Annotated in this window: 25 protein-coding genes and 3 pseudogenes; all 28 read left to right on the top strand. The window is 41.3% G+C overall.

The genetic code is table 11. The annotated features are described in order from the left end of the window. Positions 1-15: 15 nt before the first annotated feature. A pseudogene (locus tag SK578_RS11155) lies at positions 16-123 on the top strand (ComC/BlpC family peptide pheromone/bacteriocin); the annotation flags it as partial. A 14-nt stretch (positions 124-137) separates the two neighbouring features. Then, complete coding sequence (locus SK578_RS02095; protein WP_042750197.1) at positions 138-458, top strand: hypothetical protein; 321 nt, start codon at positions 138-140, stop codon at positions 456-458. 28 nt (positions 459-486) lie between these two features. Continuing rightward, positions 487-1176 (top strand): CPBP family intramembrane glutamic endopeptidase, encoded by a 690-nt coding sequence (locus SK578_RS02100; protein WP_042750198.1) that lies wholly within the window; start codon positions 487-489, stop codon positions 1174-1176. Positions 1177-1217: 41 nt separating this feature from the next. After that, the gene (gene blpZ, locus SK578_RS02105; RefSeq protein WP_042750201.1) at positions 1218-1466 is read left to right on the top strand and encodes an immunity protein BlpZ; all 249 of its coding nucleotides are present in this window, start codon (positions 1218-1220) and stop codon (positions 1464-1466) included. Positions 1467-1496: 30 nt separating this feature from the next. Then, positions 1497-2108, top strand: a complete 612-nt coding sequence (locus tag SK578_RS02110; protein WP_033681343.1) for a CPBP family intramembrane glutamic endopeptidase — start codon at positions 1497-1499, stop codon at positions 2106-2108. Between the two features lie 218 nt (positions 2109-2326). Continuing rightward, a complete protein-coding gene (locus SK578_RS02120; RefSeq protein WP_042750206.1) occupies positions 2327-2938 on the top strand; it encodes a CPBP family intramembrane glutamic endopeptidase in 612 nt (203 codons plus the stop codon). Between the two features lie 162 nt (positions 2939-3100). After that, complete coding sequence (ccrZ, locus tag SK578_RS02125) at positions 3101-3895, top strand: cell cycle regulator CcrZ (protein ID WP_042750208.1); 795 nt, start codon at positions 3101-3103, stop codon at positions 3893-3895. Then, positions 3892-4527, top strand: a complete 636-nt coding sequence (gene trmB, locus SK578_RS02130) for a tRNA (guanosine(46)-N7)-methyltransferase TrmB (protein WP_001266094.1) — start codon at positions 3892-3894, stop codon at positions 4525-4527. The genes ccrZ and trmB overlap by 4 nt, the downstream gene beginning before the upstream one ends. A gap of 126 nt (positions 4528-4653) precedes the next feature. Continuing rightward, positions 4654-5133 carry a ribosome maturation factor RimP gene (gene rimP, locus SK578_RS02135; RefSeq protein ID WP_042750210.1) on the top strand — a complete coding sequence of 160 codons (480 nt, stop codon included), beginning with the start codon at positions 4654-4656 and terminating at the stop codon, positions 5131-5133. A 43-nt stretch (positions 5134-5176) separates the two neighbouring features. Further along, positions 5177-6313, top strand: coding sequence for a transcription termination factor NusA (gene nusA, locus SK578_RS02140; RefSeq protein ID WP_000032285.1), 1137 nt, complete (start codon positions 5177-5179; stop codon positions 6311-6313). A 21-nt stretch (positions 6314-6334) separates the two neighbouring features. After that, a complete protein-coding gene (gene rnpM, locus SK578_RS02145) occupies positions 6335-6628 on the top strand; it encodes an RNase P modulator RnpM (RefSeq protein ID WP_000857557.1) in 294 nt (97 codons plus the stop codon). Next, a complete protein-coding gene (locus tag SK578_RS02150; RefSeq protein ID WP_001041392.1) occupies positions 6621-6920 on the top strand; it encodes a YlxQ-related RNA-binding protein in 300 nt (99 codons plus the stop codon). Before rnpM ends, SK578_RS02150 begins: the two co-directional genes overlap by 8 nt. A gap of 16 nt (positions 6921-6936) precedes the next feature. Continuing rightward, positions 6937-9738 (top strand): translation initiation factor IF-2, encoded by a 2802-nt coding sequence (infB, locus tag SK578_RS02155; protein ID WP_042750214.1) that lies wholly within the window; start codon positions 6937-6939, stop codon positions 9736-9738. Positions 9739-9988: 250 nt separating this feature from the next. After that, positions 9989-10339 carry a 30S ribosome-binding factor RbfA gene (gene rbfA / locus SK578_RS02160; protein ID WP_001273601.1) on the top strand — a complete coding sequence of 117 codons (351 nt, stop codon included), beginning with the start codon at positions 9989-9991 and terminating at the stop codon, positions 10337-10339. A gap of 171 nt (positions 10340-10510) precedes the next feature. Then, a complete protein-coding gene (locus SK578_RS02165; protein ID WP_001067003.1) occupies positions 10511-11014 on the top strand; it encodes a hypothetical protein in 504 nt (167 codons plus the stop codon). Positions 11015-11034: 20 nt separating this feature from the next. Continuing rightward, positions 11035-11244, top strand: coding sequence for a hypothetical protein (locus SK578_RS11160; RefSeq protein WP_235228612.1), 210 nt, complete (start codon positions 11035-11037; stop codon positions 11242-11244). A gap of 14 nt (positions 11245-11258) precedes the next feature. Then, positions 11259-11591: a C1 domain-containing protein gene (locus SK578_RS11165; RefSeq protein WP_235228614.1), complete on the top strand. Its 333-nt coding sequence runs from the start codon at positions 11259-11261 to the stop codon at positions 11589-11591. 12 nt (positions 11592-11603) lie between these two features. Further along, a complete protein-coding gene (locus SK578_RS02175) occupies positions 11604-12713 on the top strand; it encodes an SPFH domain-containing protein (RefSeq protein WP_042750218.1) in 1110 nt (369 codons plus the stop codon). Between the two features lie 40 nt (positions 12714-12753). Next, positions 12754-12840: pseudogene (locus tag SK578_RS10415) on the top strand (30S ribosome-binding factor RbfA); the annotation flags it as partial. Positions 12841-12990: 150 nt separating this feature from the next. Continuing rightward, on the top strand, positions 12991-13770 hold the full coding sequence (locus SK578_RS02180) for a hypothetical protein (protein WP_042750219.1): 780 nt from the start codon (positions 12991-12993) through the stop codon (positions 13768-13770). A gap of 1 nt (position 13771) precedes the next feature. Beyond that, positions 13772-13953 (top strand): annotated as a pseudogene (locus SK578_RS10820) (hypothetical protein). 110 nt (positions 13954-14063) lie between these two features. After that, positions 14064-14297: a DUF1858 domain-containing protein gene (locus SK578_RS02190; RefSeq protein WP_000368739.1), complete on the top strand. Its 234-nt coding sequence runs from the start codon at positions 14064-14066 to the stop codon at positions 14295-14297. Further along, positions 14297-15631 (top strand): DUF438 domain-containing protein, encoded by a 1335-nt coding sequence (locus tag SK578_RS02195; RefSeq protein WP_042750221.1) that lies wholly within the window; start codon positions 14297-14299, stop codon positions 15629-15631. Before SK578_RS02190 ends, SK578_RS02195 begins: the two co-directional genes overlap by 1 nt. A 9-nt stretch (positions 15632-15640) precedes the next feature. Then, positions 15641-15895 carry a DUF1912 family protein gene (locus SK578_RS02200; protein WP_000119707.1) on the top strand — a complete coding sequence of 85 codons (255 nt, stop codon included), beginning with the start codon at positions 15641-15643 and terminating at the stop codon, positions 15893-15895. Positions 15896-15990: 95 nt separating this feature from the next. Next, positions 15991-16386 (top strand): helix-hairpin-helix domain-containing protein, encoded by a 396-nt coding sequence (locus SK578_RS02205; RefSeq protein WP_000038635.1) that lies wholly within the window; start codon positions 15991-15993, stop codon positions 16384-16386. A gap of 277 nt (positions 16387-16663) precedes the next feature. Further along, the gene (locus SK578_RS02210; protein ID WP_042750223.1) at positions 16664-17224 is read left to right on the top strand and encodes a GNAT family N-acetyltransferase; all 561 of its coding nucleotides are present in this window, start codon (positions 16664-16666) and stop codon (positions 17222-17224) included. Beyond that, positions 17224-17802: an AAA family ATPase gene (locus tag SK578_RS02215; RefSeq protein WP_042750225.1), complete on the top strand. Its 579-nt coding sequence runs from the start codon at positions 17224-17226 to the stop codon at positions 17800-17802. The genes SK578_RS02210 and SK578_RS02215 overlap by 1 nt, the downstream gene beginning before the upstream one ends. Next, positions 17795-20461: a valine--tRNA ligase gene (locus SK578_RS02220; RefSeq protein ID WP_042750227.1), complete on the top strand. Its 2667-nt coding sequence runs from the start codon at positions 17795-17797 to the stop codon at positions 20459-20461. The genes SK578_RS02215 and SK578_RS02220 overlap by 8 nt, the downstream gene beginning before the upstream one ends. Positions 20462-20485: the final 24 nt, after the last annotated feature.

The raw sequence follows: 20485 nt of genomic DNA on the forward strand, positions 1-20485 counted from the left end.
CGGACTGTTTGAGATAACCCAATTTTGGAGCAATTAAATGGTAAGTGGTCTATTATACATCTTTCAAAACCATGTAGTCCTTATGGTATAGGGGGAACTCCAAACTCATGTAATGGTATTTAAAAAGGATTGAAGATATGAAGGCAAAATATGGGAATCAAATTGTTGATGTTTGGGAAATTGGTCAAGCAACTCCTAAACCAAGTTGGGTAGAGGAAGCTTTTCAAAAAAATTATATGGTTTGGTTGGATAATCATGTGCGCATTTTAATGGCAGGTCTTAACACTTCTCTCGTAACGAATATCAAGTTTGGTTTAGTTGGAACAGTTGGAGGAGGATTCGCTGGTTATGGGATGTATGTTCTCGGTTATCCAGGTGATTATATAGATATCACCAATCATAGAGTTGTTTCTGCTAAAACATTTCACAAATGTTATCAAATTTTAGAAAATGATTAGATATCATTTAATTTTAATGGAGAAAGCTATGAAAAAACATCCTATTCTTTTCAAAGCGAGTGCAATTCTTTCTTATTTGTTTCTGTTTTTCGGACTGTTTTGGACAACCCAATTTTGGAGCAATTATTGGGAGTTCTCGTCTTGGGTAGGAAATCTTATCTGGATTCGAAACATCATCAGCCTTCTCTTTATCTGCTTGATAGTTTGGATTTTGGTCAGGTCGGGCCATGCTTATCTTTTTCGCATCCCTAGGAAAAAGTGGTTGAGCTATTCTATTCTGACGGTGTTAGTAGCCATTGTGCTTATCTGCTTTAACTATCTGACAGCTAAACACGTTCAGGGGACGAACGAAGGTTGGAATTTGTTTATTGCCTATAGTGAGACCAATTTTGCGGAGTTCGGTGTTTACCTAACTTTAATCGTACTAGGACCTCTGATGGAAGAATTGGTATGTAGGGGATTGCTTCAACATGCCTTCTTTAAGAATTCGAGGTGGGGGCTGGATCTTCTCTTTCCGTCATTCTTATTTGCCTTGCCCCACTTTTCTAGCTCGCCAAGTCTCGCAGATATTTTTGTCTATACGGCAGTGGGTTGTCTATATGCCTGGCTGACACGTTATACTAAGAGTATCTATCCTTCTTATTCGATTCATATTGTTAATAATATCATCGCAAACTTACCATTTTTGCTCACTTTTCTACACAGGGTTCTGGGGTAAAAAACCAGAAGACTTGCTTTTCAGCCATAGAGGAGGTCATCATGTATAAACACTTATTTTTCCTAGATTCCAAAACCTTAGACTGGATGACACCTTATATTCTAGTCTTGGCTTCTGACACCATTGCTTTTAATGTTTTTGTGCTAACCTTTGTATCTGTGGTGGTCTTTTATTTCCTAAATCCCATGTTATCTTTAATGGCTATCTTCTTAGGGGCTGGCTATGTGGTCGGATTTTGGTTGCTAAAATGGTTTGTTTTGGAAAGATTAGAGCTCAAGGATGACTTGTAGGGAAGTCTGTTTGATGAGGAGGATAGCTTTATGGCCATTTTCAATAAGTGCCATGCCTTGTTTTTAGGATTTTTAGTATTTGCCATCGTTGGTGCAGCGGGATATTCCGTCAATCAAGGGGATTATTTTCAACACCAGTACACATTCATTATTATAAAGAGTCTCTTGCTTTTCCTTAGTTTTGGCTATGCTAAATGGTTTGATATGATTTCTTTTGGGATTTTAAGCAAGAAACAACTCTTGCTCTTCATTGGAATCTTTCTTCTCACTGTGCTGGTAAGTATTAGCTATCATGCTTTTTTCTCAGTTGTTTCTGGTGCTTCGGCTCAACATCTTGAGGAAGCTAGTAAAGGACTTTCGCTTTCCTTTATTGTAAGTGCCACAGTTTTGGCACCTATCCAGGAGGAATTCATGTTTAGAGGGCTTCTTCAAGGTGCGGTTTTTGACAATTCGTGGATAGGGCTTGTGCTGACATCCTCTCTCTTCTCTTTAATGCATGAACCTTATGATATTCCTTCGTTTTGCTATTATCTTTTCGGGGGCTTGTTGCTGGGCTTTGCTTATAAAAAGAGCCAAAATTTGTGGGTTTCTACTCTAGTCCATATGTTTTACAACAGTTTGCCACTCTTAACTTATATTTAATGAAAATCAAAGAGCAAACTAGGAAACTAGCCGCAGGTTGCTCAAAACAGTGTTTTGAGGTTGTAGATGAAACTGACGAAGTCAGTCACATATATAATTCAAGGCGACGTTGACGTGGTTTGAAGAGGTTTTCGAAGAGTATAAAATGGTTTGTTTTGGAAAGACTAGAGTTAAAGGATGACTTGTAGGGAAGTTTGTTTGTTGAGGAGGATAATTTTATGAAGTTTTTTGATAAATTTCATGCCTTTTGTTTTGGATTTTTAGTACTACTAATCGTCATTACAGTTCCTTATACGATTAACCACGGGGATTTTTTTCAAAATGAATATGAATTGATTATTGTAAGTCTTCTTGTAACCTCGCTGAGTGTTGCTTATGCTAGAAAGTTTGAAATGATTTCTTTTGGGATGTTAAGCAAGAAAGACCTTTTGCTTTTCATTGCAATCTTTCTTCTAAGTGTACTTGAGACGCTGGTTTATATTCATTTCTTCGCTGTTTCTTCTGGCGCGGGAGTTCAACACTTGGCGGAAGTCAGCAGAGGAATTTCTCTGTCTTTGATTTTGACTTCCTCAGTTTTTGGTCCCATCCAGGAGGAACTCATTTTCAGAGGACTTCTTCAAGGTGCCGTTTTTGACAATTCTTGGTTAGGGCTTGTGCTAACTTCCTCTCTCTTTTCTTTCATGCATGGACCTTCTAATGTCTCTTCGTTTATTTTTTATCTACTTGGGGGCTTGTTACTGGGCTTTGCTTATAAAAAGAGCCAAAACTTATGGGTTTCTACTCTAGTCCACATGTTTTACAACAGTTGGCCACTCTTATATTATTTATAAAAATTATGAAAAGGTAAGTAGGAGATTGTGCTTACCTTTTTCAAGTTATAATGATAGCCTGAGCCAATTGAGATGCTTTTCTTTGAGAATAGGGTGTGGAGCGGTTGACGAATAGGCCAAAAACTAGTAGAATAGTAAGGAAACTTTATACGGAGGAAAGAAATGGATTTGGGTGATAATGAGCTAACACTGACTCCCATACCTGGGAAAAGTGGCAAGGCTTATATGGGTAGCTATCCTGATGGAAAGCGCATCTTTGTAAAAATGAACACCTCTCCAATCCTACCTGGTCTAGCTAGAGAACAAATTGCTCCACAATTATTATGGAGTCGCCGTTTGGCAGATGGGCGTGATATGTGTGCTCAAGAATGGTTGACAGGCAAAATATTGACCCCCTATGATATGAATCGTAAACAAATCGTCAATATCTTAACCCGTCTTCATCGCTCACGTCCGTTGATGACACAGTTGAGTCGTTTGGGATATGCCATGGAAACACCTGTAGATTTACTACAGTCTTGGCAGGAAACGGCTCCAGATGCTTTGCGTAAAAATCATTTTATCAGTGAAGTGATGGCTGATTTACGTCAGACTATTCCAGGATTTAGAGAGGACCATGCGACCATTGTCCATGGAGATGTACGACATAGTAATTGGATTGAGACAGATAGTGGCTTGATTTATTTGGTAGATTGGGATTCGGTTCGCTTGACCGACCGCATGTTTGATGTGGCCCATATGCTCTGTCATTATATTCCAGAACATCAGTGGAAGGAATGGTTGACCTACTACGGTTACAAGTACAATAAAACGGTATTAAGTAAATTGTATTGGTACGGTCAATTGTCTTATTTGAGCCAGATTTCCAAGTATTATATGAACCAAGATTTAGAAAATGTCAATCGGGAGATTCATGGCTTGCGTCACTTCCGAGACAAGTATGGAAAGAGAAGATGAGAGTTAGAAATCGTAAAGGGGCGACAGAATTACTAGAGGCAAATCCCCAGTATGTGGTCCTCAATCCCTTGGAAGCCAAGGGAAAATGGCGGGACCTGTTTGGCAATGACAATCCCATTCATGTGGAAGTTGGAAGTGGAAAGGGTGCCTTTGTTTCAGGTATGGCCAAGCAAAACCCTGACATCAACTATATCGGGATTGATATTCAAAAGTCTGTTTTGAGCTATGCTTTGGACAAGGTGCTTGAAGTTGGAGTACCTAATATTAAGCTCTTGTGGGTAGATGGTTCTGACTTGACTGACTACTTTGAAGATGGCGAAATTGATCGCTTGTATCTGAATTTTTCAGATCCATGGCCTAAAAAACGCCATGAAAAGCGTCGTTTGACCTACAAGACCTTCTTGGATACCTTCAAGCGTATCTTACCTGAAAATGGAGAAATTCATTTCAAGACGGATAACCGTGGCTTGTTTGAGTACAGCCTAGTTAGCTTTTCTCAGTATGGCATGAAGCTCAATGGTGTCTGGCTTGATTTACATGCCAGTGATTTTGAAGGCAATGTCATGACAGAATACGAGCAAAAATTCTCCAACAAGGGTCAAGTTATCTACCGAGTTGAGGCAGAATTTTAAGAAATAGCCTAAAATCAGGCTGTATAAGTGCTTTTGCTTTACATAAGTTGGCAAACGTGCTATACTAATAGTAAGAATATGAGAAAGAGAGGCGGGGAAATATCTTCGCCTCTTGCTTATGAGGAGGTGGACGCAATCGCAACAATCGTAGAATTAGTCAGAGAAGTTGTAGAACCTGTCATAGAAGCTCCTTTCGAACTCGTGGATATCGAGTATGGAAAGATTGGCAGTGACATGATTCTCAGTATTTTTGTAGATAAACCTGAAGGAATTACCTTGAACGACACGGCAGACTTGACAGAAATTATCAGTCCTGTCCTAGACACTATCAAGCCCGATCCCTTCCCAGAACAATATTTCCTAGAAATTACCAGTCCAGGCTTGGAACGTCCTTTGAAAACCAAGGATGCCGTTGCTGGAGCGGTTGGGAAATACATCCATGTCGGGCTCTACCAAGCCATCGATAAGCAAAAGATCTTTGAAGGAACCTTGTTGGCCTTTGAAGAGGACGAGTTGACCATGGAATATATGGACAAGACGCGTAAGAAAACTGTCCAAATTCCATACAGTTTAGTATCAAAAGCACGTTTAGCAGTTAAATTATAGAAAAAGAAAGGATAGCTTTTGAGGATTCAAAAGTGAAGAAAACATGAGTAAAGAAATGCTAGAGGCCTTCCGCATTTTGGAAGAAGACAAGGGAATCAAAAAAGAAGACATCATCGACGCAGTAGTAGAGTCGCTTCGTTCCGCTTATCGCAGACGCTATGGTCAATCAGACAGCGTAGCCATTGACTTTAACGAAAAAACAGGTGACTTTACCGTTTATACTGTCCGTGAAGTTGTTGATGAAGTATTTGATAGCCGTTTGGAAATCAGCTTGAAAGATGCTCTTGCCATTAATTCAGCCTATGAACTTGGTGACAAAATCAAGTTTGAAGAAGCACCTGCCGAGTTTGGTCGTGTAGCAGCCCAATCTGCCAAACAAACCATCATGGAAAAAATGCGCAAGCAAACACGTGCCATCACTTACAATACTTACAAAGAACATGAGCAAGAAATCATGTCTGGTACAGTAGAACGCTTTGACAACCGCTTTATCTATGTCAACCTCGGTAGCATCGAAGCCCAATTGTCAAAACAAGACCAAATTCCTGGAGAAGTCTTTGCTTCACATGATCGTATCGAAGTGTATGTCTACAAGGTTGAAGACAACCCTCGCGGTGTCAACGTCTTTGTTAGTCGTAGTCATCCAGAAATGATTAAACGTTTGATGGAGCAAGAAATTCCAGAAGTTTATGATGGAACTGTTGAAATCATGAGCGTAGCTCGTGAAGCTGGTGACCGTACTAAGGTTGCAGTTCGTAGCCATAATCCAAACGTGGACGCTATTGGTACAATCGTTGGACGTGGTGGAGCTAACATCAAGAAAATCACTAGCAAATTCCACCCAGCTCGCTATGATGCCAAGAGCGACCGTATGGTGCCAATCGAAGAAAATATCGACGTTATCGAGTGGGTAGCAGATCCAGCTGAATTTATCTACAATGCCATCGCTCCTGCTGAGGTTGACCAAGTTATCTTTGATGAAAACGACAGCAAACGTGCCTTGGTGGTTGTTCCAGATAACAAGCTTTCTCTTGCTATCGGTCGTCGTGGACAAAACGTTCGCTTGGCAGCTCACTTGACTGGTTACCGTATCGATATCAAGTCTGCTAGCGAATTTGAAGCCATGGAAGAAGCTGGTTCGGTAGATTTGGAAGCAGAAAACGATACTGTAGAAGAATAAAAGCTGCTAGAGGAGGGAAAGATGAAAACGAGAAAAATCCCTTTGCGCAAGTCTGTTGTGTCTAACGAAGTGATTGATAAGCGTGATTTGCTCCGCATTGTCAAGAACAAGGAAGGACAAGTCTTTATCGATCCGACAGGAAAGGCCAATGGCCGTGGCGCTTATATCAAGCTAGACAATGCAGAAGCCTTAGAGGCTAAAAAGAAGAAGGTCTTTAACCGTAGCTTTGACATGGAAGTGGAAGAAAGCTTTTATGACGAGTTGATCGCTTATGTGGATCACAAAGTAAAAAGAAGAGAGTTAGGACTTGAATAAGCAAAAGATAAGCAATCTCTTGGGACTTGCTCAGCGAGCAGGGCGGATTATATCGGGTGAAGAATTAGTGGTCAAGGCCATTCAAGACGGCAAGGCTAAGATGGTCTTTCTAGCCCATGATGCTGGACCCAATCTGACCAAGAAGATTCAAGATAAAAGTCATTATTATCAAGTAGAAATTGTAACCGTGTTTTCAACACTGGAATTAAGCATAGCAGTCGGGAAATCGAGAAAGGTTTTGGCTGTAACAGATGCTGGATTTACAAAGAAAATGAGGTCTCTTATGGAATAGAAGAGGAGGACATGATTTGTCTAAGAAAAGATTGTACGAAATCGCAAAAGAACTTGGAAAAGAAAGTAAAGAAGTTGTAGCGCGTGCAAAAGAGTTGGGCTTGGATGTGAAAAGCCACTCATCAAGTGTGGAAGAAGCTGTCGCTGCAAAAATCGCTGCCAGCTTTAAGCCTGCAGCTGCTCCGAAAGCAGAAGTAAAACCTGCAACACCAAAAGTAAGTGCAGAAAAGAAAGCCGAAAAATCTGAGCCAGCTAAACCAGCTGTAGCTAAGGAAGAGGCAAAACCAGCTGAGCCAGTCGTTCCGAAGGCAGAAAAAGTGGCAGCTAAACCGCAAAGCCGTAATTTTAAGGCTGAGCGTGAAGCTCGTGCCAAAGAACAGGCAGAACGACGCAAGCAAAATAAGGGCAATAACCGTGACCAGCAACAAAATGGGAACCGTCAGAAAAACGACGGCCGCAATGGTGGAAAACAAGGTCAAGGCAATCGCGACAATCGTCGCTTTAATGACCAAGCTAAGAAACAGCAAGGTCAGCAAAATCGTGGAAATGAGCGCCGTCAACAAGAGGACAAACGTCCACATCAAGCGGCTCCACGTATTGACTTTAAAGCCCGTGCAGCAGCCCTAAAAGCAGAGCAAAATGCAGAGTACGCACGTTCAAGTGAGGAACGTTTCAAGCAGACTCAGGCTGCCAAAGAAGCCTTGGCCCAAGCAAACAAACGCAAGGAGCCAGAGGAAATCTTTGAAGAAGTGGCTAAGTTAGCTGAACAAGCGCAACAAGAACAGCAAGTTCAAGCAGTGGTTGAACTTGCTCCTGTAGCTAAAGAAGCGCCAGTGGATACACGTCGTAAAAAACAAGCTCGACCAGACAAAGAACGTGACGATTATGATCACGAAGAAGATGGTCCTAGAAAACAACAAAAGAATCGAAGTAGTCAAAATCAAGTGAGAAATCAAAAGAATAGTAACTGGAATAACAACAAAAAGAACAAAAAAGGCAATAACAAGAACAACCGTAATCAGACTCCAAAACCTGTTACGGAGCGTAAATTCCATGAATTGCCAACAGAATTTGAATACACAGATGGTATGACCGTTGCGGAAATCGCAAAACGTATCAAACGTGAACCAGCTGAAATCGTTAAGAAACTCTTTATGATGGGTGTCATGGCCACACAAAACCAATCCTTGGATGGGGAAACAATTGAACTCCTCATGGTGGATTATGGTATCGAAGCCAAACAAAAAGTTGAAGTGGATAATGCCGACATCGAACGTTTCTTTGTCGAAGATGGTTATCTCAATGAAGATGAATTAGTAGAGCGTCCACCAGTTGTAACTATCATGGGACACGTCGACCACGGTAAAACAACACTCCTAGATACCCTTCGTAACTCTCGTGTTGCGACAGGTGAAGCAGGTGGTATCACTCAGCATATCGGTGCCTACCAAATCGTGGAAAATGGCAAGAAGATTACCTTCCTTGACACACCGGGACACGCGGCCTTTACATCTATGCGTGCGCGTGGTGCTTCTGTTACCGATATTACGATCTTGGTCGTAGCGGCAGATGACGGGGTTATGCCTCAGACTATCGAAGCCATTAACCACTCAAAAGCGGCTAACGTTCCAATCATCGTAGCCATTAACAAGATTGATAAACCAGGTGCTAACCCAGAACGCGTTATCGGTGAATTGGCAGAGCATGGTGTTATGTCAACTGCTTGGGGTGGAGATTCTGAATTTGTTGAAATCTCAGCTAAATTCAACCAAAACATCGAAGAATTGTTGGAAACAGTCCTTCTTGTGGCTGAAATCCAAGAACTTAAGGCAGACCCAACAGTGCGTGCTATCGGTACAGTTATCGAAGCGCGCTTGGATAAAGGAAAAGGTGCGGTAGCAACCCTTCTTGTGCAACAAGGTACCTTGAATGTTCAAGACCCAATCGTTGTCGGAAATACCTTCGGTCGTGTCCGTGCTATGACCAACGACCTTGGTCGTCGTGTTAAGGTTGCAGGGCCATCAACACCAGTTTCAATCACAGGTTTGAACGAAGCACCGATGGCGGGTGACCACTTTGCTGTTTACGAGGATGAAAAATCTGCGCGTGCAGCCGGTGAAGAACGTGCCAAACGTGCCCTTATGAAACAACGTCAAGCTACCCAACGTGTCAGCCTTGAAAACCTCTTTGATACCCTTAAAGCTGGTGAACTCAAATCAGTTAATGTTATCATCAAGGCCGATGTACAGGGTTCTGTTGAAGCCCTTTCTGCATCACTTCAAAAGATAGACGTGGAAGGTGTCAAAGTTACCATCGTTCACTCAGCGGTCGGTGCTATCAATGAATCTGACGTGACCCTTGCCGAAGCTTCAAATGCCTTTATCGTTGGTTTCAACGTACGCCCTACACCACAAGCTCGTCAACAAGCCGAAGCTGACGATGTGGAAATCCGTCTCCACAGCATTATCTACAAGGTTATCGAAGAGATGGAAGAAGCCATGAAGGGGATGCTTGATCCAGAATTTGAAGAAAAAGTTATCGGTGAAGCAGTTATTCGTGAAACCTTCAAGGTGTCTAAAGTGGGAACTATCGGTGGATTCATGGTTATCAATGGTAAGGTTACCCGTGACTCAAAAGTCCGTGTTATCCGTGACGGTGTTGTTATCTATGATGGCGAACTCGCAAGCTTGAAACACTATAAAGACGACGTCAAAGAAGTTACAAACGGTCGTGAAGGTGGATTGATGATCGACGGCTACAATGATATCAAGACTGATGATGTGATTGAGGCCTACGTCATGGAAGAAATTAAAAGATAAGATTTTTGCTCCTTTCTTAGGTGGTGAGGGACGCAAGCAAACCGATGGTTTCATTGCTTATTTTTGAACCTAGGGTCTCAAAAATCCCCTGTGATGGGACTGATAAATCAGTTCCATCACTTTCACCACGGCGAAAGAAGCAGATGATTTCAAATTGAACTTCGTTTCAATTTGAACTGAAAATCAATAAGTTTAAAAATAGCTAGGTCTGCTGGCCTAGCTTTTGGTTCAAAGTAGAGAAAGGAATATCATGGCAAATCATTTCCGTACGGATCGTGTGGGCATGGAAATCAAGCGTGAAGTCAATGAGATTTTGCAAAAGAAAGTCCGTGATCCGCGTGTCCAAGGTGTGACCATCACAGATGTTCAGATGCTGGGTGACTTGTCTGTTGCCAAGGTTTACTACACCATTTTGAGTAACCTTGCTTCAGATAATCAAAAAGCCCAAATCGGGCTTGAAAAAGCAACTGGTACCATCAAACGTGAACTTGGTCGCAATTTGAAATTGTACAAAATCCCAGATTTGACTTTCGTCAAAGACGAGTCCATCGAGTATGGAAACAAGATTGACGAGATGCTACGCAATCTGGATAAGAACTAAAAAGGAGGGGGAACCCTCTTTTTTGGTGGGTAAAATAGGTGGAATTTGAAATGGAAAAAATATTCTTTTAAAAAAGTGATTCTGTATTTTTAAAGGTTAGCTAAATAGAAAATGCTTTTTTTTTTAGTAAATATGATATAATGATTTCATAAATAAAAGGAGATTTTATCAATGAATAATGTAAAAAAAGTTTGTCGTTTAGCTTTGCTATGTCTTTCCGTCTCTACTCTAGTTGCTTGTAGTTCTCTTTCTGAAAAAACAAGTAGCTCTTCTAGTGAGAATCAAACAGAAGCTTCATCTAGTAGTTCTGAGAAGAAAGGGTTGTTTGCTAAAGCAAAAGAAAAACTCAGTTCAAGCGATTTTAACCCACAAGATGTTAGCGATACGACAATTGAGTCTATAAAAACCTATGAAGATTACTTGATTATGAATGAGAAAATAATCGATAATTACTATACAGAAGCAGACGAAGCCTTTAAAGGGACTGTTTTAGAAGATAGTGCTGCTATCCAAGAACTGAAAGATAGCACTAAAAAAGAGATGGAAGATCTGAAAAAACAATATGGTCCACTCAAGAAAGCACCGATTCAAGGAAAAGAAGAAGTGATTAAGACTCTAAAAGATTATCGTGATAATCTACATGAACAAGTGGAGCAGTGGAAAGCTAGTCTTTAATAGGAAGAGTGGAGTTCAATATGGATTATCAATTATTGCCACATGAATACATGGTTATGAATAGTGACCATGTGAGTTTTGGGAAAAATGGTTTGGCTACAGATGAATTAATTTTAACGAATCTACACTTAATACATATCAAAAAAAGTTTTTGGGGAGGAAAAAAGATCAAGTTACCATACCCATTAACCAGATTAAAATTTTTGAAGGGAAGCCTCAAGTTTCAGTAACCAAAACCAATGGTGTGAAACGGCTGGAAATTTATTATAATGGCGGACAAGCTATCTTTGCATTTAATAATACTAAGGATACTGACAAGTGGGCTAGGAACATTATTAAATTGATTTCAGGTGATACAAGTAATTTTGAAACCTTGGGAGATAGTAGCTTGTTTGGAGCAGATGTTTTGGCAGAAACATTTAAGGATACATTTGACACTTTTAAAGCAGGGCTTGGGATTAAGGATGCAGAGCCAGAAAAGATTTCAACCAAGTGTAGCTTTTGTGGAGCACCTTTGTCAGGTCAAGTGAAGCAAACAGTAAGATGTGCCTATTGTGATATGGAGCAGAGTTTATAAGGGGGCAATTAAATGGGGTTGATAAAAGCAATCACAGATTCTATCGGTGGGACATTTGCAGATCAGTGGAAAGAAATTATCACAGTTCAAGCTTTTGATGAACATACAGCTGTAAGTCCCGGTATTGTTCAAGAAAGTAATAATGGTAGGGGTGTCAATACGAAGGGATCTGTAGGTGTTATTTCCAACGGATCCAAGATTTTTATTCCAGAAAATACTGCTGCCTTTATCTTTAGTCAGTCTGGTATCGAGGAAATTATTACAGAACCAGGTGGATATGAATACCAAAATGGTGAGAGCAGTGTTTTTAACGGTGATGGATTGAAAAAGTCACTGTTTGACAATGTTGTTAATCGTGTTGGATTCGGTGGTCAAAGTGATCAGCAAAAACAGATTTGCTTTATTAATTTGAGAGAACTTCGTGATATTAAATTTGGGACTCGTGGTCCAGTCATGTATAATGATTTGTTTTATGGGACAGATTTAGAAGTACGTGCTTTTGGAACATTTTCTATCCAAATTACAGATGCTAAGCAATTTATCAGAAACTTTCTTCCTGCCAACGTGACTTATTATACCTTTGATAGCGCTCAAGCTAGATCACAAATAGTGACAGAATTTCTCCAATCTTTTATTGTTGCACTTAATTCTTTGTCAACAACTTATCGTATTTCACAATTACCCTCACAAGCTGCAGTTCTTGCGGAACAAGTATCAAATGATGGACAGTATGCAGGGACTTGGAAAGAACGTTTTGGATTTGAGATTGTAAAAGTTGCCATTGCTAATATTGAGTTTTCACCAGAATCTAAGGAATTGGTTAAACAATTTTCATCAAATAAGATGAATTTAAAAGCTTATGATGATGTATCGCAGAAATCTTCTAATATTGCAGCACAACAAAAAATTGCATCAGGAGTGGAGCAACATGGTCTAGGTGATGGTGCAGGGATGATTTTTGGTATGAATATGGCACAAGGTTTAGATGAAAAAGCCATGAAACCAAGTTTATCATTAGATGAACAAATCGAAGCCCTTACAAAACTAAAATCTCTTTTAGATGCAGGGATACTATCTCAGGAAGAGTTTGATCGAAAGAAAAAAGAAATTATGGATTTATAATGATAGGAACTAAGCATCGTTATGAATAAAAAAGTGATATCTCTCAGATTTGATCTTCGTCAAAGATGAATCCATCGAGTATGGAAACAAGATTGACGAGATGCTACGCAATTTTGATAAGAACTAAAGAAGAGGGACAACCCTCTTTTTTAGTTGTCAGAGTAAGATAATTGGTATTTGACGATGTATTTATCTTATAAAAATCGGTTTAAAAATTTGTAAATCTCAAATAGTATGATATGATAAAACTTGATATGAATGAAAAATGGAGATACATATGGCTAAAAAAGATATAGCAATGCAAGTGCTACAACAAGTGGTGAAATTGCCTGTAGTCAAAGTTGACCGTGAGAAATTTTTAGTTGAAAAGTTTTCCAAAGAATTAGGGCACAAGAACCTTAATAAGTTAATAGAACAAGGTCCGGCTACTATGTTACCTAAAGCAACCTTGGACCGAGTAGCTAAGGCTTGTATTAATGAAAATGTATTACTCGCGAGTGGGGCTTCTATTTTGGCAGGTTTACCTGGTGGGATTGCCATGGCTATTACTATTCCCACTGATGTTGCTCAATTTTACGGTTTTTCTCTGAAATTAGCTCAAGAAATAGGTTATATATACGGCTTTGATGATCTTTGGTCCTCACGAGAGGAATTGAGTGAAGAAGCCCAAAAAACACTTTTACTGTATCTTGGTGTGATGTTAGGGGTTGATGGTGCAGGTGCTCTACTTCGCTTTAGTGGTGTTATAGTAACTAAAAAAATGATAAATGTAGTGAACAAAAAAGCATTTACAAAGACGATTTGGTATCCTGTTTTGGAAAAAGTCTTGAAAGTTTTCGGTGTTAACTTGACAAAAGGAGGATTGACAAAAGGATTGGGAATCGTAGTTCCAATTCTAGGTGGTTTGATTTCTGGAGGATTAACCTTTGCAACTATGAAAACAATGGGTGAAAGGCTACAAAAAGAGTTGTCCAAACTAGTAAACTATAGTGAAGTTCAATATCAAGAAGATGTTGAAACAATCCGAAAAGAGGTTGAAATAATCGAGGGTGAGTGAGATGAACCCTATCAAAGCTTTTGCTAAAATCTATGGTAATTACTTTTTGACCATGCAAGGTGTAAAAGTAATGAAAACGAAAAGAAAGATGACCATGCCGTTGTCGGTCTGGGAAAACTCTTTATTGCAGATAAGCTAATGGATACGGCTCGGTGGCTCATTAAGCCAGAGGATAAGGAATAACTTGAAAATGAAAGAAACTAGCAGGAACTCCACTGCTGGTTTTTTAATCTCTTTCCATATGGTATAATATAAGCAGAAAAATCATTTTAGAACATACAATGGAGGTCGTCATGGACAATATCATCGATGTGTCAATTCCTGTTGCAGAAGTGGTGGACAAGCATCCAGAAGTCTTGGAAATTCTAGTTGAGCTCGGTTTTAAACCGCTTGCTAATCCCTTGATGCGCAACACAGTCGGTCGCAAAGTATCACTCAAACAGGGTTCTAAGCTTGAAGGAACTCCTATGGACAAGATTGTTCGCACTCTGGAAGCGAATGGCTACGAAGTGATTGGGTTAGACTAATGGCAGATGAACGGATTCATGTCCTACGGGATATTTTGTTAGAATTGCATAATGGCGCCTCTCCTGAATCAGTTCAGGAGCGCTTTGATGCGACTTTTACAGGTGTTTCAGCAATCGAGATTTCCCTTATGGAGCACGAGTTGATGAACTCAGACTCAGGTGTTACCTTTGAAGATGTCATGGAACTCTGTGATGTCCATGCCAATCTTTTTAAAAATGCTATTAAAGGTGTTGAAGTTTCAGATACCGAACACCCTGGCCACCCAGTTCGCGTTTTCAAGGATGAAAATCTGGCCCTCCGTGCTGCCTTGATTCGCATTCGTAGATTGTTAGATACCTATGAGTCTATGGAAGATGAAGAAATGCTGGCGGAGATGCGAAAGGGCTTGGTTCGTCAGATGGGACTTGTAGGTCAATTTGATATTCATTACCAACGTAAAGAAGAACTTTTCTTTCCTATCATGGAGCGCTATGGACACGATTCACCTCCAAAAGTTATGTGGGGAGTGGATGACCAGATTAGGGAGCTCTTTCAGACAGCCGTAGCGACAGCTAAGTCATTGCCAGAAGTGTCGATTAGCAGTGTAAAAGAAGATTTTGAAGCCTTTGCGACAGAGTTTGAAAGTATGGTTTTCAAGGAAGAGTCCATCCTTCTCATGATTCTCCTTGAGTCCTTTACTCAGGATGACTGGCTTCAGATTGCGGAGGAGAGTGACGCCTATGGTTATGCCATCATCCGTCCGTCTGAGAAATGGGTGCCAGAACGTCAGAGCTTTGTTGAGGAAAAGAGTGCAGAGGAGCCTGTACAGTTAGATACGGCAGAGGGTCAAGTTCAACAAGTTATCGATACGCCAGAAGGACAGTTTACCATTACCTTTACTCCTAAGGAAAAGGAAGCAGTGCTGGACCGCCATAGTCAACAGGCTTTTGGCAATGGCTATCTCTCAGTCGAGCAGGCCAATCTCATCCTCAATCATCTCCCCATGGAAATTACCTTTGTCAATAAAGATGATATTTTCCAGTATTACAATGACAATACGCCAGCTGATGAGATGATTTTCAAACGGACATCGTCCCAAGTCGGGCGTAATGTTGAACTTTGCCATCCGCCTAAGTATTTGGACAAGGTAAAGACCATCATGAAGGGGCTTCGTGAGGGAAGTAAAGACAAGTATGAAATGTGGTTCAAGTCTGAGTCGAGAGGTAAGTTTGTCCACATCACCTACGCAGCAGTGCACGATGAAGAGGGAGAATTCCAAGGAGTGCTGGAGTATGTTCAGGATATTCAGCCCTACCGTGAGATTGATACGGACTATTTCCGTGGATTAGAATAAGGAGAAAAAATGAGTTACGAACAAGAATTTATGAAGGAATTTGAAGCCTGGGTCAATACCCAGATTATGATCAATGACATGGCGCACAAGGAAAGCCAAAAAGTCTACGAAGAAGACCAAGACGAGCGTGCCAAAGATGCCATGATTCGCTACGAAAGTCGCTTGGATGCTTATCAGTTCTTGCTTGGTAAGTTTGAAAACTTCAAAGCAGGCAAGGGATTCCATGATTTGCCAGAAGGCTTGTTTGGTGAGCGAAATTATTAAACAAGATAGGTTCTTGATTTTTTACTAAAATCTTGATAGAATATTTATATTAAATCCTTGTCAGAGCAGGGGTTTTTTATTGAAAGGATTTTATCATGTCAAAGAAACTCAATCGTAAAAAACAATTACGAAATAGCCTCCGTCGTGCAGGTGCTTTTTCAAGTACTGTGACTAAGGTTGTAGAAGAGACAAAAAAAGTCGTAAAACGTGCAGAACAGTCAGCAAGCCAAGCTGGTAAGGCTGTTTCTAAAAAGGTTGAACAAGCAGTAGAAGCTACCAAAGAGCAAGCTCAAAAAGTAGCCAATTCTGTAGAAGATTTTGCAGCAAACTTGGGTGGACTTCCACTTGACCGTGCCAAAACTTTCTATGATGAAGGCATTAAGTCTGCGTCAGATTTCAAAAACTGGACTGAAAAAGAACTCCTTGCCTTGAAAGGAATCGGACCAGCTACTATTAAGAAATTGAAAGAAAATGGCATCAAGTTCAAGTAATCTGTCTTGTGCCTTGCATTTCCGAAAAAATCTTGCTACAATAGAGCCATTAGAGGTGTTTTGAATCCCACATTTTACAGAAAGTGGCGGTGCTGAGAAGTCCACAAATGTGTCAAAACTGGTTGCTGATGGATGAAAAATGAAATATTACTGTCTTTTTATTTTAAAGACAAGAGTTGCGGGCGCTGCCCGAAATTGGGTGGTACCGCGGATAAACACATTCGTCCCTGTCATGTAGATGGCAGGGGCGATTTTTTGTAGAAAGCGAGGATGAAGGATGTCAAGAGCTGAATTACCAGAACGATTAGAAACTGAACGACTCGTCCTACGAGTTCGTACAGTGGCAGATGCTGAGGATATCCATACCTACGCTAGTCTCCCAGAGGTCGCCTATCCAGCAGGCTTTCCTCCAGTCAAGACCTTGGAAGATGAGGTTTACTATCTAGAGCATATCCTTCCCGAACGCAATCAAAAGGAAAATCTCCCAGCTGGCTATGGGCTTGTCGTCAAAGGAACAGATAAAGTCATTGGTTCGGTTGACTTCAACCACCGCTATGCGGATGATGTGCTAGAGCTTGGCTATACCTTGCATCCAGACTATTGGGGTCGAGGCTATGTACCAGAAGCAGCGCTTGCCTTGATTGACTTAGCCTTTAAAGATTTGGATCTTCACAAGATTGAACTCTCTTGCTTTGGTTACAATACCCAAAGTCAACGAGTCGCAGAGAAACTTGGCTTTACTCTCGAAGCTCGCATAAGAGACCGAAAAGATGCTCAAGGCAACCGCTGTGACAGTCTGATATATGGTTTGCTGAGGAGTGAGTGGGAGGTGATTTGATGCATCTTTTCATCATTGGTGCTCCGGCCTCAGGAAAAATGACGATTGGTCAAGAACTATCTCGACTGACGGATTCTACCCTCTTTTATAACCATCAAGCCATCGATTTTGCACTAGAAATCTATCAGGATTATACCGAGGAGATGTGGGAATTTGTTCGTGGAATTACCTTTTCTTTCCTTGGAGCAAGTGCAAGAAATCAGCGATCAGTAATTTTAACTGACGTAATTGATTTTTCAAATCAGTACCAGCTGATGTATTTAAAGCAAATTCAGGATTTATTGGATAACTTTCATCAAGAGATTCTGTTTGTTGAGTTGGAAACAAGTATTGAAGAGCGTTTACGTCGAAATCGAACGGGGAACCGGTTGAAGCACAAGCCCTTGAAACGGCATATTGAGATATCTGAAAGAGAAATTTTAGAGACCGCTGAAACACTTCAATTAAATTCCCAACATCAACCGAATGAGTTACACCACTACTTTAAAATAAATAATACGAGTTTGACTGCAAAAGAAGCTGCTAAGCAAATTCAAAATAAAATGAACAAAATAGAGAGAGGACAAACGCATGTCTAAAGAACTTTCACCTAAATACAATCCAGCCGAGGTTGAGGCTGGTCGTTACCAAAAATGGCTTGATGCTGATGTTTTCAAGCCTTCAGGCGATCAAAAGGCTAAGCCTTATTCTATCGTGATTCCACCACCAAATGTAACTGGTAAGCTTCACCTTGGTCACGCTTGGGATACGACTTTGCAGGATATCATTATCCGTCAAAAACGTATGCAAGGTTTTGATACCCTTTGGCTTCCAGGGATGGACCACGCGGGGATTGCGACTCAGGCTAAAGTTGAGGAGCGCTTACGTGGTGAGGGTATTACGCGTTATGACCTAGGTCGTGAAAAATTCCTCGATAAGGTTTGGGAATGGAAAGACGAATATGCTACTACTATCAAGGAACAATGGGGCAAGATGGGGCTCTCTGTAGATTACTCTCGTGAGCGTTTCACTCTTGACGAAGGTTTGTCCAAAGCTGTTCGTAAGGTCTTTGTGGACCTTTACAAGAAAGGTTGGATCTACCGTGGTGAGTTTATCATCAACTGGGACCCAGCAGCTCGCACAGCCCTTTCTGATATCGAGGTTATCCATAAGGATGTCGAAGGTGCCTTCTACCACATGAACTACATGCTGGAAGATGGCTCACGCGCCCTTGAAGTTGCGACAACTCGTCCAGAGACCATGTTTGGGGATGTTGCGGTTGCGGTCAATCCAGAAGACCCACGCTACAAGGATTTGATTGGTAAAAATGTCATCCTTCCAATCGCTAATAAACTGATTCCAATCGTTGGTGATGAGCACGCAGATCCTGAATTTGGTACCGGTGTCGTGAAAATCACACCTGCCCACGATCCCAATGACTTCTTAGTTGGTCAACGTCACAACTTGCCACAAGTCAACGTCATGAACGACGACGGAACCATGAACGAACTGGCCTTCGAATTTGCAGGCATGGATCGTTTTGAAGCTCGTAAGGCAGTCGTTGCTAAGCTGGAAGAAATCGGTGCCCTTGTTAAAATCGAAAAACGTGTCCACAGTGTTGGTCACTCAGAGCGTACAGGTGTAGTGGTTGAGCCACGCTTGTCTACTCAATGGTTCGTCAAGATGGACCAATTGGCCAAAAATGCCATTGCCAACCAAGACACAGAGAACAAGGTAGAATTTTACCCTCCGCGTTTCAACGATACCTTCCTTCAATGGATGGAAAATGTTCACGACTGGGTTATCTCTCGTCAGCTCTGGTGGGGTCACCAAATCCCTGCTTGGTACAATGCTGAGGGTGAAATGTACGTCGGTGAAGAAGCGCCAGAAGGTGACGGATGGACTCAGGACGAAGATGTCTTGGATACTTGGTTCAGTTCAGCCCTTTGGCCATTCTCAACCATGGGCTGGCCTGATGTCGACTCAGAAGACTTCAAACGTTACTTCCCAACTTCAACCTTGGTTACAGGTTACGACATCATCTTCTTCTGGGTGTCTCGTATGATCTTCCAATCCTTGGAATTCACTGGTCGTCAGCCATTCCAAAACGTTCTGATCCACGGTCTTATCCGTGACGAGCAAGGACGCAAGATGTCTAAATCTCTTGGTAATGGGATTGATCCTATGGATGTCATCGAGAAATACGGTGCGGATGCCCTTCGTTGGTTCCTTTCAAATGGTTCTGCACCAGGTCAAGACGTGCGCTTCTCTTACGAGAAAATGGATGCTTCATGGAACTTCATTAACAAGATTTGGAACATCTCTCGCTACATCCTCATGAACAATGAAGGCTTGACTCTTGAGCAAGCAACTGCCAATGTGGAAAAAGTTGTCAATAAGGAAGCTGGAAATGTCACTGACCGCTGGATTCTCCACAACCTCAATGAAACCATCGGAAAAGCTACTGCTAACTTTGATAAGTTTGAGTTTGGTGTCGCTGGACACATCCTCTACAACTTCATCTGGGATGAGTTTGCGGACTGGTACGTTGAATTGACCAAGGAAGTCCTTTATAGCGACAATGAAGAAGAGAAAGTCATCACACGTTCTGTTCTCCTTTACACTTTGGACAAGATCCTTCGTCTCCTTCACCCAATCATGCCATTCGTGACAGAGGAAATCTTTGGACAAATCTCAGAAGGTTCTATCGTTACAGCAGAATACCCAACTGTCAACCCAGCCTTTGAAGACCTTGCTGCCCACACTGGTGTGGAAAGTCTTAAAGACTTGATTCGTGCAGTTCGTAATGCGCGTGCTGAAGTAAACGTTGCACCAAGCAAGCCAATCACAATCCTTGTTAAGACAAGCGATAGTGACTTGGAAGCTTTCTTTAACAGCAATGTCAACTACATCAAACGCTTCACAAATCCAGAACACTTGGAAATCGCATCAACCATCCCTGCACCTGAACTCGCAATGTCAAGCGTCATCACAGGAGCAGAAATCTACTTGCCACTCGCTGACCTCCTCAATGTCGAAGAAGAACTCGCTCGACTCGACAAGGAACTGGCTAAATGGCAAAAAGAACTGGACATGGTCGGCAAGAAACTCTCTAACGAACGTTTCGTAGCCAATGCCAAACCAGAAGTTGTCCAAAAAGAACGCGACAAACAAGCCGACTACCAAGCGAAATACGACGCGACCGTCGCACGCATTGATGAGATGAAGAAGTTGGTAAGTAGTGTGGGAGTTATTTGATTTCTATAACTAAACAAAAGAAGT

Source organism: Streptococcus mitis, from assembly GCF_000722755.1.
Taxonomy (GTDB): Bacteria; Bacillota; Bacilli; order Lactobacillales; family Streptococcaceae; genus Streptococcus; species Streptococcus mitis_CM.

Bases quoted from the DNA above. Each gene is read 5' to 3' on its own strand.
- SK578_RS02095 (WP_042750197.1), top strand. From the start codon at position 138: ATGAAGGCAAAATATGGGAATCAAATTGTTGATGTTTGGGAAATTGGT.
- SK578_RS02100 (WP_042750198.1), top strand. From the start codon at position 487: ATGAAAAAACATCCTATTCTTTTCAAAGCGAGTGCAATTCTTTCTTAT.
- blpZ (WP_042750201.1), top strand. From the start codon at position 1,218: ATGTATAAACACTTATTTTTCCTAGATTCCAAAACCTTAGACTGGATG.
- SK578_RS02110 (WP_033681343.1), top strand. From the start codon at position 1,497: ATGGCCATTTTCAATAAGTGCCATGCCTTGTTTTTAGGATTTTTAGTA.
- SK578_RS02120 (WP_042750206.1), top strand. From the start codon at position 2,327: ATGAAGTTTTTTGATAAATTTCATGCCTTTTGTTTTGGATTTTTAGTA.
- ccrZ (WP_042750208.1), top strand. From the start codon at position 3,101: ATGGATTTGGGTGATAATGAGCTAACACTGACTCCCATACCTGGGAAA.
- trmB (WP_001266094.1), top strand. From the start codon at position 3,892: ATGAGAGTTAGAAATCGTAAAGGGGCGACAGAATTACTAGAGGCAAAT.
- nusA (WP_000032285.1), top strand. From the start codon at position 5,177: ATGAGTAAAGAAATGCTAGAGGCCTTCCGCATTTTGGAAGAAGACAAG.
- rnpM (WP_000857557.1), top strand. From the start codon at position 6,335: ATGAAAACGAGAAAAATCCCTTTGCGCAAGTCTGTTGTGTCTAACGAA.
- rbfA (WP_001273601.1), top strand. From the start codon at position 9,989: ATGGCAAATCATTTCCGTACGGATCGTGTGGGCATGGAAATCAAGCGT.
- SK578_RS02165 (WP_001067003.1), top strand. From the start codon at position 10,511: ATGAATAATGTAAAAAAAGTTTGTCGTTTAGCTTTGCTATGTCTTTCC.
- SK578_RS11160 (WP_235228612.1), top strand. From the start codon at position 11,035: ATGGATTATCAATTATTGCCACATGAATACATGGTTATGAATAGTGAC.
- SK578_RS02175 (WP_042750218.1), top strand. From the start codon at position 11,604: ATGGGGTTGATAAAAGCAATCACAGATTCTATCGGTGGGACATTTGCA.
- SK578_RS02180 (WP_042750219.1), top strand. From the start codon at position 12,991: ATGGCTAAAAAAGATATAGCAATGCAAGTGCTACAACAAGTGGTGAAA.
- SK578_RS02190 (WP_000368739.1), top strand. From the start codon at position 14,064: ATGGACAATATCATCGATGTGTCAATTCCTGTTGCAGAAGTGGTGGAC.
- SK578_RS02195 (WP_042750221.1), top strand. From the start codon at position 14,297: ATGGCAGATGAACGGATTCATGTCCTACGGGATATTTTGTTAGAATTG.
- SK578_RS02200 (WP_000119707.1), top strand. From the start codon at position 15,641: ATGAGTTACGAACAAGAATTTATGAAGGAATTTGAAGCCTGGGTCAAT.
- SK578_RS02205 (WP_000038635.1), top strand. From the start codon at position 15,991: ATGTCAAAGAAACTCAATCGTAAAAAACAATTACGAAATAGCCTCCGT.
- SK578_RS02210 (WP_042750223.1), top strand. From the start codon at position 16,664: ATGTCAAGAGCTGAATTACCAGAACGATTAGAAACTGAACGACTCGTC.
- SK578_RS02215 (WP_042750225.1), top strand. From the start codon at position 17,224: ATGCATCTTTTCATCATTGGTGCTCCGGCCTCAGGAAAAATGACGATT.
- SK578_RS02220 (WP_042750227.1), top strand. From the start codon at position 17,795: ATGTCTAAAGAACTTTCACCTAAATACAATCCAGCCGAGGTTGAGGCT.